Origin of the sequence: Caloramator sp. (assembly GCF_020054765.1) — a bacterium.
GTDB lineage: Bacteria > Bacillota > Clostridia > Clostridiales > Caloramatoraceae > Thermobrachium > Thermobrachium proteoclasticum.
Window position 1 is genome coordinate 25,271 of sequence record NZ_JAIHAO010000001.1, and the last position, 13,497, is coordinate 38,767.

A 13,497-nucleotide genomic window follows, 5' to 3' on the forward strand; every position below is an offset into this window, starting at 1 on the left:
GCCCCCCTTACTTTTTAATTTTTTTATTTATTGCATTTTTCAATGCATTAACAAGCTCATCTAAACCTGATTTTGTTTTATTAGATACTCTATATACAGAAATATTTGGATTTAATTCCTTTGCTACATTCTCAACTTTATTGTCATCAAAATCAAAATGTTCCTTCATATCATATTTATTTAAAACTAATATTTCAGATGTTGAAAACATAAGAGGATATTTTTCTACCTTATCATCTCCTTCGGGAATACTTAAGATTGCTACCCTTATATCCTCTCCTATATTAAATTCAGCAGGACAAACTAAATTACCTATATTTTCCACAATAATTACATCTACTTCATCTAAATTAAAATATTCTAATATATGTTTAATTGACATAGCTTCAATATGACAGGCACCGTCGGTATTAAGCTGAACAACTGGTATATCCATCTGTTTTATCTTTTCAGCATCAATTTGTCCTGCTATATCTCCCTCTATTACTGCAATTTTATATTCATTTCTTAATTCCTTTATTAGATTCATTATTAAACTTGTTTTCCCTGCACCAGGTGAACCCATAACATTAATCATAAATATGTTTTTATCATTGAATGTATTTTTTATTTCATTGCTGCAATCTTCATTCCATTCAAGAATCTGTTTTACTACCTTAATTTCCAAATCAATCTACCTCCAAACTGTCTACATAAAATTCTTTTCCAGATGTAATTTTTACATTTAAGCTACCACACTTTCTACATCTTAATCTATGATTTTCAACTTTTGCCTCACTTCCACATTCATTGCATTTTATTTTAGCTTCTACTCTTCTTATGATGAGTTCTGCTCCTTCTGCTATCGTTCCTTTACTTGCAATATCAAAATAGTCCTGAATTAGTTGGGGAAAAACACCTGATAATTCCCCAACTACTAACTTTATTGCATTAACCTTATTAAAATTATATTTTTCGGATTCCTTCTCAACAATTTTAATAATTCCTTCTGTTATTGCTAATTCATGCATTTTATCACTACCTATCTAAGCAAGAGAAGCAAGGGTCTATTGATGCAATAATTAAACCAGCATCTGCTATTGTATTATTCTTTAGCATATATGGAACTGTTGGAGCAGTCTTAAATGTTGGAACGTGGATGCTTATTCTATAATTTGTTTGTCCTCCATCGGTTACAACATAATAAACTACTTGACCTCTTGGTGCCTCGTGTCTTGCTGTGAATTCTCCAGCAGGTACCTTTGGTAGCTTATTGCCTAAATTAATAGGTCCTTCTGGTAGATTTTCAAGTGCCTGTTTTATTATTTTTATACTTTCTTCTATTTCTAAAACTCTAACAACTACTCTTGCCCATACATCTCCTTCATTTAGAACTGGAACATTAAAATCAAATTCATCGTAACAAGAATATGGAGCATCTTTTCTAACATCAACATTAACACCTGATGCTCTTGCGTGAGGTCCAATTGTTCCCATTCTTTCTGCTACATCCTTTGGTAATACCCCTACACCTTTTGTTCTTAATGCTGCAGTTTTATCATTTAGGAATATATCCTTCATTCTATTATGTGGTTCAATTAAATCATCCAACATATTTAAAATTTTCTTTCTCTTTTCATCATCAATATCTCTTCTTGAACCACCTATTATAACCATTCCATAGTTGACTCTATTACCTGATATTTCTTCAAGTATATCCATAATTCTTTCTCTTGCATCCCAAACATACATAAACAATGAATCGTAGCCAATTAAGTGGCATGCAAGACCTATCCATAGATAATGGGAATGTAGTCTTTCTAATTCTGCCATTATTACTCTTATATACTGCCCTCTCTTTGGAACCTCCATTTGAGCTATATTTTCAATTGCCATAGCATAGGTAAATGGATGTGAATGTGAACATATACCACATACTCTCTCTACTAAAGTTAAAGTTTGGATAAAGTTTCTTTCGGTAGCGAGTTTTTCAATACCTCTATGATTGTAACCTATGAATACTTCCGCATCCTTAATAACTTCACCTTCAGTATAAAGCTTTGCATGAATAGGTTCTTCTAGTGATGGATGGTATGGTCCTATTGGTATTGTATAACCCATTATTCTCCCTCCTTAAGTGTCTTCTTTCTTAATTCATCTAATGGAGTTACTAAAATGTGTCCTTGGCCCTCAAGCATTGTATCTGGTAAGAATAATCTTCCTCTCATATTTAAGCCTTCAAACTTAACTCCCATTAATTCATAAAGTTCTTCCTCAGGCCAAGAAGCTGAGACATCATAAATTTCCGATATTGAAGGTAGAATGTCTTCGCCCTTAACTGTATATGATTCAATACAGTTTCCTACTTCATACTGATAATTAACTACGTGCTTGCCTTCTTTATCAACGAAACCGTGAATCATAACTAATCTGTGGCCATTTTCCTTCATTTTTTTTGCAAGAGGAACAATATCCTCCTTTTTGATTTCGAATGACTTAAATTCCTGCATAAACGCACCTCCTATGTATCATTAACATATTCTTGGCAATTGAGCTCCAGTTAATTTTGAAAGAACTCTTTTCCCACCAAGATTTGTATGTAAAACAACTTTAGATGGAAAGTTTTTGGTAACACTTCCAATTATAGCGGCATTTTTACCAAGTTCAATTTTTCTTAAATCATTTACCACATTTTTTGCAACACTACTATCGACTATCGCTAATATTTTTCCTTCATTTGCAGAATAGAGCGGATCTATTCCTAATATTTCACATAAATTATTTGTTTCAACGTTTATTGGTATTTTTTCTTCCCATATTTCAATTGTAAATTCTGAATTCTCTATAAACTCATTTAGAGTAGTTGCTACTCCTCCTCTTGTAGGATCACGCATTATTTTTACTTTATCGCCATATTGTAATATACATTGTGCTAATTCATATACAGGTGCACAGTCAGACTTAACATTAAATTCATCAACTAAATTATTTCTTGATGCCATAATAGCTGCACCATGGTCACCTATGCATCCTGTTACAATTACTATATCTCTCTCTGATATTTTATCTTTTCCCAAATTTTCATACATTAATCTACCTATTCCTGATGTATTTATATAAATACCATCACCTTTTCCTTTTTCAACAACTTTAGTATCTCCAGTTACTATTTTAACATTACATATTTTTGCAGTTTCTTCAATAGATTTTATTATCTTTTTTAATTCTTCTATTTTAAATCCTTCTTCTATAATTAAGCTCAGACTTAAATATTCTGGCTTTGCACCACTCACAGACAAATCATTTACGGTTCCACAAACTGCAAGCTTTCCAATGTCTCCTCCTGGAAAAAAGTAAGGACTCACTACAAAGCTGTCTGTAGAAAAGGCAATTTTATTTGAGAATACATCTAAAACTGCTCCATCTGATAATTTATTTAATTCATCACAAGAAAGTGAAGGAAGTATTATATCTTCAATTAAATGTGATGTTTTCTTCCCCCCACTTCCATATGACAAAGTAATTATATCATCCATCTAATCACCTCAAAATACTAAATATTTATAATATGCAGCACAAGCACCTTCGCTTGATACCATACAAGGACCTACTGGATTTTCAGGAGTACATACCTTTCCAAAAAGAGGACAGATAGTTGGTTCAATTTTTCCCTTTATTACATCACCACATTTACACGCACTATGAACATTTGATTGTTTTAAAGTTATATTAAACTTTTTTGATGCATCATATTCTTTAAATTCATCCTTTAATTTAAGACCACTATTTTCTATCAAACCTATGCCTCTCCATAAATCATCAGAAACCTTGAAATATGTTTCTACTTTATTTTTAATAATCCTATTTCCTTCCTTCTTAACTACTCTTTTATATTCATTCTCTAATTCTACTCTATTATTTAATATTTGATTAACAATTTTATAAATTGCTATTAATATATCTCCAGCTTCAAAACCACATATTACAGATGGTTTATTGTACTCCTTTACTAAAAATTCAAAACCTTCTTCTCCAATTACAGCACCTACGTGTCCAGGACATAAGAAGGCATCAATATCAAAATCTGGTTGCTCAAGTAGTGCTCTTAATGCGGGTTCAACTAGTTTATGCATAGAGTAAATGTAAAAATTGCTTATTTTTTGGTTTATTGCCTCCTCAAGAGCTAAAATTGTTCCTGGTGTTGTTGTTTCAAAACCAATACCTAAAAAAACTACATCTTTTTCTTTATTTTCTTTAGCAATATCCACAGCATCTAATGCCGAATAAACAATTCTTATATCCTGTCCCTGAGCCTTTAATTTTTCTAAACTTTCATATGCATTGGTACCTGGAACCTTCATCATATCTCCATAAGTAGTTATAATTAAATCCTTATTATTCTTACATAATTCTAAAATAGCATCTATTTCCTCAGACGGAGTTACGCATACTGGACATCCTGGACCGGATATTAATTTTATATTTGGAGGCAGAATGCTTTTAATTCCTGACTTTGCAATAGCCATCGTATGTGTACCACAAACCTCCATTATATTTATCCTTTTATCTATTCCTTTTAAGTAATTTATTACAACATCTATATCTTGAGGTTTTTTAAATTCACTTAAGTGCATCTGTAACCTCCTTAATTAAACGTAAATTTTCAATCGCATCCTCTTCCTTTAATTTTTCTATCGCAAAACCAGCGTGAACAATAACATAATCTCCAACATTAACATTTTTAACAAAATCTATTCTTATTGTTCTTTTAACACCTTCTATTTCTGCTTGTGCTGTATTACCTTCAATACTTACAACTCTTAATGGAACTGCTAAACACATTTTATTCCACCTCCATTTGCTACCACCGCTATTTGTCCTAAAGATATTCCTTCGTCATTCGTAGAAACTCTTTTATGTGTATAAACATTAAATCCTTTTTCCACTAATTTGTTTTTCATCTTATTTAGCAAATACATATTTTGAAATACTCCACCTGATAAAACAACATCTCTACATCCAGTCTCTTGTTTTAACTGCTCAGCCACAACAACAGCAAATCTGACTAAAGTATTCATAAATTTTGCACATATAGTTTCTCTTTTTACTCCATTTTCTATATCATATATTATTTCTTTTATCATAGGAATCCAATTAAATTCAGTTATACCCCTTTTATCTAAAGTAAAACTATAATTACCATCTTCATTAAAATCTGCATACTTTTCAATTAAAATAGCACCTTGTCCTTCATAAGATACAACTGATTTCAATGCTAAAATAGCAGAAACACCATCGAATAACCTACCAATACTTGAAGTCTTGTATATGTTAATATTATTTTCTAACATTTTTTTGATAACAGAACTATTCTTGTTCTCAATAATATTGCTTTCAAGATATCCTAATGACTGATATAACAAATCATACCCAATCCTATATATCTCTTTTGTTGCAACATCTCCACCTGCAAGATTTATTTTCTTTATTGTTGCTCTTCTTTCAAATTCTTTATAATTTCCATATAAGATTTCTCCACCCCATAGTGTATTGTCAAGACCTAAACCTGTTCCATCCCAAGTTATAGCTATCACATTACAATCTAAATTATTATCAACCATACAAGATGCCATATGAGCATGGTGGTGTTGAACCATAAAAATATCACAATTATTTTTTTTAGCAAAATCAATTGCATATTCTGTAGACATATAATCTGGATGATAATCACAAACTACTTTTTTGGGGTTTATATCAAACAACCTTCTAAAATGCTCAATTTGTTGAGTATAGTGATTGTATGTCTCCATATTCTTCAAATCACCAATATGCTGACTTAGAAAGGCATAGTTTTGTTTGAGTAGACAAAAAGATGCCTTTTGTTCTGCTCCACAGGACAAAGTATCCTCATATTCAAAGTTAACTTTTATAGGGAAAGGGGTATAGCCCCTTGAACGCCTTATAAAATACTCATTTCCTTCAAAAACATATAAAAGTGAATCATCACATCTTATATGTATATCTCGATTATTCATCAAAAATCCATCTGCAACTCCATCTAAATTCTCTAATGCTTCATCATTGTCCTTTATTATAGGGCAATCCTTGGTATTTGCACTCGTCATAACAAGCACATCCAAATCATCATCAAACAAAAGATGATGTACAGGTGTATATGGTAGCATAACACCTAAGTAGTTATTATCAGATGAAATATAATCTAATCTATTATCCTTCTTTCTCAAAAGTACAATAGGCCTTCTAAAACTTGTTAAAAAATCCTTTTCATCTTCTGTTATATTACATATAGCATTTACTGTATCTAAGTCCCTACACATTAAAGCAAATGGCTTTTCCTCTCTATTTTTAAGAAGCCTTAACCTTTCTACTGTTTCTTTATTTTTAGCATCACAAGCTAAATGAAATCCTCCTATACCTTTAATAGCTATAATTTTTCCCATTTTTAATTCTTGTTTAACACAATCTATAACTTTATCCTTTACAATATTGTTATTAGAATCAATATAGAATAATATTGGTCCACACTCAAAACAACAATTAGGCTGTGCGTGATATCTTCTATCCTCTATATCCTGATATTCTTTTTGACAACTATTGCACATTATAAAGCTCTTCATTGTAGTTTTATCTCTATCATAGGGCACATCCTTAATTATAGTGAATCTTGGTCCACAATTTGTGCAATTAATAAATGGAAATTCACATCGTCTATCATTTTTATCCTTCAATTCTCTCAAACAATCATCACAGGTCGCAACATCTGGTGAAATTAACGTAAACTTAGATACATTATCCGTACTTTTTATTATTGTAAAGTCCTTATATCCAACTAAATCATCAAAAAAATCATATTCTAAACTTTCTATTACAGATAATTTTGGCTTTTTCTTATCAATATCTTCAATAAAACTTTTTATATTAACGTATTCTCCCTCAACTTCAATTTCTACTCCATTTGAAGTATTTTTTACCCAGCCTTTTAGATTATACTCCGTAATTAATTTATGAATAAAAGGTCTAAATCCTACACCTTGTACTATACCGTTAACATATATTTTTGCTCTTTTCAAATCTATCACCTATCTAATTAAATATTTAACAATCTCCAAACTATACTATAACAGTTTGTTTCTGTATTATCAATACTTCTTGACACCTATTGCATTTATTTAATCATTCTGTTATTATTATAATACAAAAAATCATTTAATTCAAACAAATAAATTTATTAATTTCATCTATATGGGAAAAATAAAATATGATATAATAGATAATTGCAATAATAAATTATTTAGAAAAGGGGAGTCATTATGAGTTTTAGAGAGACACTTGCCAAAAAATATGCTGAAACATACTATAAAAAGTATGGTGACAGGCTTACCCAATTCAGTGGTCACGTTTTAAGCATTAAAACTACAACAAAGACAATACTATGGATATTCAATATTCTGACTGTTGATGTTGTTGTAAAACCTGAAAGAAGCAAGGCAGTAATAAAATGTAGATATAAAGCAAAAAAATGGTTTAAAATGCCATCCTTTATTGATGTAAGACAAGGACACAGTGTTATTATTCAAGGTTTAAAGCCTAAAAAAGGAAAGGAAGCTTCTGAAGTAATTCAAATACTTAACATACGAAACCTTACAACTAAGGTAGATTTAATTCCAATAGATCAAAAAATACAAAGAGTGCAACAAAGACAATTTATAAAATAAAGCATGTGGACAACCATATGCTTTTTATTTTATTCATAAATATATACACAAAATATTGACTAACTTTACCATATATTTTATTATTATTTTATAATAATAATTTTCCTCGAGGTGATATATATGAAAAAAGTTTCAATAATTGGTTCAGGATTTGTTGGATCTACTACTGCTTTTACAATTGCTATGAATGGTCTTGCTGAAGAAATAGTTATTATTGATATTAATAAAGATAAAGCCTATGGAGATGCACTTGATATAAGCCACGGAGTTCCATTAATGTCTCCTGTTGAAGTATATTCTGGTGAATTTTCAGATGTAAAGGATTCAGATATAATAATTATAACTGCCGGAGCAAATCAAAAACCTGGTGAAACGCGACTGGATTTAGTTAAAAAAAATGTTGCAATTTTTAAAGATATGATACCAAGACTTATTGAATACAATAAAGAAGCTATTTATTTAATTGTAACCAATCCTGTTGATATTTTAACTTATGTTACATTGAAAGTTTCAGGTCTTCCTAAAAATAAAGTTATTGGATCAGGCACAGTACTTGATAGTTCAAGATATAAATACCTCTTAAGTAAGCATTATGGAATCGACCCAAGAAATATACACGGCTATATAATTGGAGAACACGGTGACTCTGAGATAGCAGCGTGGAGTTTAACAAACATTGCTGGTACATCAATAGATTATTTCTGTAATGTATGTAATCATCCCTGTAACGGACAATTTAAAGAGCAGATATTAAATGATGTGAGAAATTCTGCCTATACAATAATAAACAAAAAAGGTGCTACATATTATGCAGTAGCTGTTGCAGTAAAACGTATAGTTGAATGTATTGCAAGAGATGAAAAGAGTATACTTACCGTTTCGTCTTATTTAGAAAATAAATATGGATTAAAGGATGTAGCTTTAAGTGTTCCAACAATAGTTGGCAAAAATGGTGTTGAAGAAGTATTAGAATTACCTTTAACTGAACAAGAAAAAAATAAATTATTGGATTCTGCTAATATAATGAAGGATATTATAAGTAAATTAGAATTATAAAAGGGACATTTACCACCTCTTCAGACTGTTGAAAAAATTATATATTGATTAGTCCCATGAAGGATTTCTTAGGCATTTGTTCATTTCGCTAAGCAATTCTAAGCTTTTCTTTGTTTGAAAAAGTCCTACCCTCGCCATGCCATCGTCCTGATGGCCGCTCGGCTCGGCACATCCTGTGCCGAATTAAGGACTTTTTCAAAGTCTAAAGCTAAGAATTGCTAAAGCTCATAAAATATGCCATTTTGAAATCCTTTCATGGGACTTTTCATACTTTAGCTAATAAAAGTAAGTTTGTTAACAATCTGAAAAGGGGTATTTAGCCCCTTTTATAATTAATTATACTCGAAATAATTGAAATTAAACCGGAACAAATGAAAACGATTATCCACTGCCATAAGTCAAGTGATTTAGTTTTAAAAATAGCCTGGAACATAGGTATATATACTACTATAATCAACATAAAAAATGAAGTTACAACTGCCCATACAAGATAAATATTGGTAAAAATTCCTAAGTTAAATATAGATTGTCTTTCGCTCCTACATTCAAAAACATGAAAAAGCTGCGACATAATTAAAGTACTTAACGCAACAGTCCTTGCCAAAACTATATCAGAATCATATTTAACTAACGTATATACAAAGGACAGTATTGTACAAATACCAATTAATGCACCCCTATTTAGTATTTTAAATAATAATCCCTCAGAAAATATACTCTCCTTTCTGTTTCTTGGTTTTCTGAACATAACGTCATCTTCTGCTCCTTCTAAACTAAGTGCCATCGCTGGAAGACCATCTGTTGCTAAATTCACCAGCAATATTTGAATCGGAATAAGAGGTACTGGCAACTTTAATATTGTTGCTAAAAACATAGTTAATATTTCACCTATATTACAGGATAAAAGATATCTTATAAATTTTCTTATATTATCATATATTACTCTTCCTTCACGTACAGCCTCTACAATAGTTGAAAAATTGTCATCCATCAGAATCATTGCGGCTGCTTCCTTTGTTACATCCGTTCCTTGTATTCCCATAGCAATTCCTATATCTGCTTCCTTTACAGCAGGTGCATCATTAACACCATCACCCGTCATAGCAACTATATACCCCTTACTCTTATATGCCTTAACAATTCTATATTTATGTTCTGGTCTTACTCTTGCAAATACAGCTACCTTATCAATATTTTGAACAAGCTTTTCATCACTTATATTGTCTAATTCTTCTCCTGTTAAAACCAATTCATTTGAATTTATTATCTTAATCTCCTTTGCAATCGCCTCTGCAGTTAGTTTATGATCTCCAGTTATCATAACAGGTTTTATACCTGCAGCCCTACACTCCTGGACAGAATATAAAACTTCTCTTCTTGGAGGATCTATCATTCCAACAAGACCTAAAAAAACCAAATCCTTTTCTATAAAATTAGAATCATTATTTTTATAAGCAAAGGCTATAACTCTTAAAGCATTTTTTGCCATATTTTCATTTTGTTCAATTATCCTTCGCTTATAATTTAAATCAAGAGGAACTACTTTATTATTTATTTCAATGTGACTACAAGCTTTAATTATATTTTCAACAGCACCCTTAGTATACATAATTTTATTTTTTCCATCTGAAACAACTACAGACATCATCTTTCTATCAGAATCAAATGGAATTTCCTTTATTCTTTTATAAGTATTTTTATATTTTTCTCTGCTCAATTTTGCCTTTTCAGTTAAAACTAATAATGCTATTTCTGTTGGGTCACCATAAAAATTTGTTTTCTTTCTATCTAAAATATAATATGAATTATTACAAAGAATACAGACATCTAATAATTTATGTAGAGTACTATCCATTATTAAATCTATATTTTTTTTAATACCATTTATAATAAAATCACCCTTAAACTCATATCCATCCCCAGTTACATCAATTTCTTTATTATAAAAAACAACCTTCTTTACTGTCATCCTATTTTGTGTAAGCGTACCTGTTTTGTCTGAACATATAACATTTGTACAACCAAGTGTCTCTACAGCTGGTAACTTTTTTACCAATGCATTTTTTCTTACCATTCTTTGTACACCTAATGCTAAAGATACTGTAACTATTGCAGGCAATCCCTCTGGTATTGCAGCAACCGCTAAGCTAACACCGATAAGGAACATATCATAGATATTTTCACCTCTTAAAACACCAGTAACTGTAACAATTCCACACACAATTAGGCATACATAGACTAAATATTCTCCTAATTTATCTAATCTCTCCTGTAGAGGTGTACGCATCTCATCTATACTCTGTAGCATATTTGCAATTTTTCCCATCTCTGTATTCATTCCTGTAGCAATTACCTTTGCAACTGCCTTTCCATTAGTAACTGTGCATCCCATATATAAGTAATTATCCTTTAAAGCAGTTTTACCATTGTAGCTCTTTTTTTCAACAGAAACTGATTCACCTGTTAAAATAGACTCATCACATTTTATAGCTTCACTTTTTATAATTATTGCATCTGCTGGTACTCTATCCCCCGCTTCAACCTCAATTAAATCTCCTATTACAATTTCATCAGCATTGATTATGTTTATTTTTCCATCTCTAAAAACCTTTGCAGTAGGTGCCGATAATTTTTTTAAAGCCTCTAAGGATTTTTCAGTTCTATATTCCTGTACAAAACCTAATATTGCATCTAATAAAATTATTGCAATTATTGTTATAGCATCAGCCTTTTCGCCCATAATTCCAGAAATAACTGTTGCTGCTATTAATACCCATACAATAAAATCATTAAATTGTGATAAGAATATTTTAAACTTAGATTTTTTCTTATTTACTACAATCTCATTACGTCCAAATTTTTGTAACCTTTTTTTGGCCTCTGTATTTGATAAGCCATTTAAATATTGGTTTTCAAAATCAAGTTGCACAATACCACCTCCACTTACATCTTCTATATATATATTTAAATTTTCTGTCTACTATAACTTTATATTTGTTTTAATTTTCTATAATTTTTTATTTGTATTTACTATTTACCACTTTATAGTATATAATAATTTAATGTAATTTCTTTAGGAGGTGAATAAATTGAAGGATGTTATATATGTTACTGGTCACAAAAATCCTGACTCAGATTCAATCTGTTCTGCAATTGCTTATGCTGAACTAAAAAGAAAGCTTGGGCATAATGCTGAACCACGAAGATTAGGTGAAATTAATAGGGAAACTGAATTTATATTAAATTATTTTGGAATCCCTGTACCTGAATATTTACCTACTGTTAAACCTCAGGTTGCAGATTTAAATATGGATAAGGTTGTACCTGTCTCTAAGGATATTTCAATTAAAACCGCTTGGTCATTAATGAAAAAAAATAACATTAAATCACTTCCTGTTGTAGATGAAAACGAAAAACTTATTGGTATTGTTACGTTATCAGATATCACTAACAACTATATGAGTACATTAGACACAAATATTCTTGCAAACAGCAAAACTCCACTTTCAAATATTATTGAAACATTAAATGCAAAATTAGTTGCTGGCAATCAAGATATATTCAATACAAGTGGCAAAGTTGTAATTGCTGCTATGGCGCCAGAACAAATGAAACCATTTGTAGATAAGGGTGATATTGTAATTGTTGGCAACAGAAGTGATAATCAAAAAGTTGCAATAGAAAGTGGTGCAAACCTATTAATTGTAACTGGTGGTTCAGAAATTGAACAAGAAATAATAAAATTAGCAGAAAGCTTTAAATGTATAATAATAGTTACTCCAAATGATACCTTCACAACTGCAAGATTAATAAATCAAAGTGTTCCTGTAAAATATGTAATGACAAAAGAAAATATAGTAAGTTTTAATCTGGATGACTTTGTTGATGAAATAAAAGAAAAAATGCTACAAACCAGATTTAGAAGCTACCCTGTTGTAGATGATAATAATAAATTAATAGGAACAATTTCAAGATACCATCTAATATCACAAAAGAAGAAAAAGGTTATTTTAATGGACCACAACGAAAGAGCTCAATCTGTTCACGGAATTGATGAAGCAGAACTTCTTGAAATAATAGACCATCATAGAATTGCAGATATTCAAACAGGCAAGCCGATATACTTTAGAAATGAAATTGTAGGTAGTACATCAACAATAGTTGCAAATATTTATTTTGAAAACGGAATAAGACCTTCAAAGCAAATTGCAGGAATCCTATGTGCAGCTATTTTATCAGATACACTTAAATTTAAGTCTCCTACCTGCACATACATAGATAAAATGACTGCAGAGAAACTTGCTGAAATTGCAGGAATCGATATTGATAAATTTGCTGATGAAATGTTTAAAGCCGGAACATCATTAAGCGGAAAAACTCCAGAAGAAATTTTCTATCAAGATTTTAAAGAATTTACGCTTGGAAAATATAAAATCGGAGTTGGTCAAGTCAACACAATGGACACAGATGCATTAAAAGATTTAAAGAAGGAATTAATAAGCTTTATGGATAACTTATGCAAAGCTAAAAACTATAACTTAATTATGCTTCTATTAACAGATATAATTAAGGAAGGTTCAGAAGCTCTATTTGTTGGCGAAGATAAAGAATTAATTTCTAAAGCCTTTAACGTTCAGCTTGGTGATAACAGTGTTTACTTGCCAGGCGTTGTATCAAGAAAGAAACAGGTAATCCCACCACTATCTGCTGTAGTTGAATAAAATAT

General features: G+C 30.6%; 12 protein-coding genes. 3 read left to right on the plus strand and 9 right to left on the minus strand.

The features are described 5' to 3' along the window. Positions 1-7: 7 nt before the first annotated feature. The 8 genes from hypB to hypF are packed head-to-tail and all read right to left on the minus strand — an operon-like array spanning position 8 to position 7,070. Positions 8-667 (minus strand): hydrogenase nickel incorporation protein HypB, encoded by a 660-nt coding sequence (gene hypB / locus JG776_RS00160; protein WP_291963840.1) that lies wholly within the window; start codon positions 665-667, stop codon positions 8-10. A 1-nt stretch (position 668) separates the two neighbouring features. Next, positions 669-1,010, minus strand: coding sequence for a hydrogenase maturation nickel metallochaperone HypA (gene hypA, locus JG776_RS00165; protein WP_291963841.1), 342 nt, complete (start codon positions 1,008-1,010; stop codon positions 669-671). Positions 1,011-1,017: 7 nt separating this feature from the next. Continuing rightward, the gene (locus JG776_RS00170) at positions 1,018-2,100 is read right to left on the minus strand and encodes a nickel-dependent hydrogenase large subunit (RefSeq protein ID WP_291963842.1); all 1,083 of its coding nucleotides are present in this window, start codon (positions 2,098-2,100) and stop codon (positions 1,018-1,020) included. Beyond that, complete coding sequence (locus tag JG776_RS00175; RefSeq protein ID WP_291963843.1) at positions 2,100-2,489, minus strand: NADH-quinone oxidoreductase subunit C; 390 nt, start codon at positions 2,487-2,489, stop codon at positions 2,100-2,102. The genes JG776_RS00170 and JG776_RS00175 overlap by 1 nt, the downstream gene beginning before the upstream one ends. A gap of 21 nt (positions 2,490-2,510) precedes the next feature. Then, the gene (gene hypE / locus JG776_RS00180; RefSeq protein ID WP_291963844.1) at positions 2,511-3,515 is read right to left on the minus strand and encodes a hydrogenase expression/formation protein HypE; all 1,005 of its coding nucleotides are present in this window, start codon (positions 3,513-3,515) and stop codon (positions 2,511-2,513) included. A gap of 9 nt (positions 3,516-3,524) precedes the next feature. Beyond that, complete coding sequence (gene hypD, locus JG776_RS00185) at positions 3,525-4,613, minus strand: hydrogenase formation protein HypD (protein WP_291963845.1); 1,089 nt, start codon at positions 4,611-4,613, stop codon at positions 3,525-3,527. Beyond that, positions 4,600-4,821, minus strand: coding sequence for a HypC/HybG/HupF family hydrogenase formation chaperone (locus tag JG776_RS00190; protein ID WP_291963846.1), 222 nt, complete (start codon positions 4,819-4,821; stop codon positions 4,600-4,602). The genes hypD and JG776_RS00190 overlap by 14 nt, the downstream gene beginning before the upstream one ends. Further along, complete coding sequence (gene hypF / locus JG776_RS00195) at positions 4,812-7,070, minus strand: carbamoyltransferase HypF (RefSeq protein ID WP_291963847.1); 2,259 nt, start codon at positions 7,068-7,070, stop codon at positions 4,812-4,814. The genes JG776_RS00190 and hypF overlap by 10 nt, the downstream gene beginning before the upstream one ends. A 240-nt stretch (positions 7,071-7,310) precedes the next feature. On the opposite strand from hypF, the gene JG776_RS00200 reads away from it, so the two are divergent. After that, positions 7,311-7,715 carry a hypothetical protein gene (locus tag JG776_RS00200; protein WP_027308229.1) on the plus strand — a complete coding sequence of 135 codons (405 nt, stop codon included), beginning with the start codon at positions 7,311-7,313 and terminating at the stop codon, positions 7,713-7,715. Positions 7,716-7,835: 120 nt separating this feature from the next. Next, positions 7,836-8,771, plus strand: coding sequence for an L-lactate dehydrogenase (locus JG776_RS00205; protein WP_291963848.1), 936 nt, complete (start codon positions 7,836-7,838; stop codon positions 8,769-8,771). Between the two features lie 316 nt (positions 8,772-9,087). On the opposite strand, the gene JG776_RS00210 is transcribed toward JG776_RS00205, so the two are convergent. Further along, positions 9,088-11,703, minus strand: a complete 2,616-nt coding sequence (locus JG776_RS00210) for a calcium-translocating P-type ATPase, SERCA-type (protein WP_291963980.1) — start codon at positions 11,701-11,703, stop codon at positions 9,088-9,090. Between the two features lie 157 nt (positions 11,704-11,860). Here JG776_RS00210 and JG776_RS00215 point away from each other — a divergent pair, with 157 nt between their 5' ends. Continuing rightward, positions 11,861-13,492 carry a putative manganese-dependent inorganic diphosphatase gene (locus tag JG776_RS00215; RefSeq protein ID WP_291963849.1) on the plus strand — a complete coding sequence of 544 codons (1,632 nt, stop codon included), beginning with the start codon at positions 11,861-11,863 and terminating at the stop codon, positions 13,490-13,492. Positions 13,493-13,497 lie beyond the last annotated feature (5 nt).

Bases quoted from the DNA above. Each gene is read 5' to 3' on its own strand.
- JG776_RS00175 (WP_291963843.1), bottom strand. From the start codon at position 2,489: ATGCAGGAATTTAAGTCATTCGAAATCAAAAAGGAGGATATTGTTCCT.
- hypD (WP_291963845.1), bottom strand. From the start codon at position 4,613: ATGCACTTAAGTGAATTTAAAAAACCTCAAGATATAGATGTTGTAATA.
- JG776_RS00170 (WP_291963842.1), bottom strand. From the start codon at position 2,100: ATGGGTTATACAATACCAATAGGACCATACCATCCATCACTAGAAGAA.
- hypA (WP_291963841.1), bottom strand. From the start codon at position 1,010: ATGCATGAATTAGCAATAACAGAAGGAATTATTAAAATTGTTGAGAAG.
- hypE (WP_291963844.1), bottom strand. From the start codon at position 3,515: ATGGATGATATAATTACTTTGTCATATGGAAGTGGGGGGAAGAAAACA.
- JG776_RS00200 (WP_027308229.1), top strand. From the start codon at position 7,311: ATGAGTTTTAGAGAGACACTTGCCAAAAAATATGCTGAAACATACTAT.
- JG776_RS00205 (WP_291963848.1), top strand. From the start codon at position 7,836: ATGAAAAAAGTTTCAATAATTGGTTCAGGATTTGTTGGATCTACTACT.
- JG776_RS00190 (WP_291963846.1), bottom strand. From the start codon at position 4,821: ATGTGTTTAGCAGTTCCATTAAGAGTTGTAAGTATTGAAGGTAATACA.